We start from the raw sequence: 637 nt of genomic DNA on the forward strand, positions 1-637 counted from the left end.
AGCTCGGGGTGCCCGGCGCCAGGGTCGGCGTCGCCGACGGGCCCTTCGCCGCCGAGCAGGCCGCCCGGGCGGCGCGAGGGCCCGCGTCCGTCGAGATCGTCCCGCACGGGGCATCCGCCGTCTTCATCGCCCCGCTGCCGGTGGGGCTCGTGGTCGATCCCCGCACCACGACACTGCTCAACCGGCTCGGCGTGCGCACCCTCGGCGAGTTCGCGGCGCTTCCCGCCGACGACGTGCGCCGCCGGTTCGGGGCCGCAGGGGCGTTCGCGCACGACCGCGCCGCCGGGCGCGAGCAGGCCAGGGTGATCGCCCGCACCCCGCCGCCCGAGTTCGAGGTGGAGCAGCACTTCGAGCCGCCCCTCGACCGCGTCGACCAGCTCGCGTTCGCGTTCCGGGTGCGGGCCGAGGAGTTCATCGAGCGCATGCGGTCGGTGCGGCTCGTGTGCACGGGCCTGCGCATCGAGCTCGACGACGAGGGCGGCGGCCACTCGAGCCGCAGCTGGCTGCATCCGCGGTGGTTCACGCCGGCCGACGTCGTCGACCGCGTGCGGTGGCAGCTGCAGGGCGCCGGCACCGCCGACAGCGGGCTCGCCTCGCCGATCGTGCGGCTGCGGGTCATCCCCGAGCGCATCGACTC

General features: G+C 76.5%; 1 pseudogene. It reads left to right on the forward strand.

What is annotated here, in order from left to right:
• Window positions 1–637: pseudogene (locus AC1DY2_RS20395) on the forward strand (DNA polymerase Y family protein); the annotation flags it as partial.

It is taken from the genome of Agromyces sp. P1_H4 (assembly GCF_056405255.1).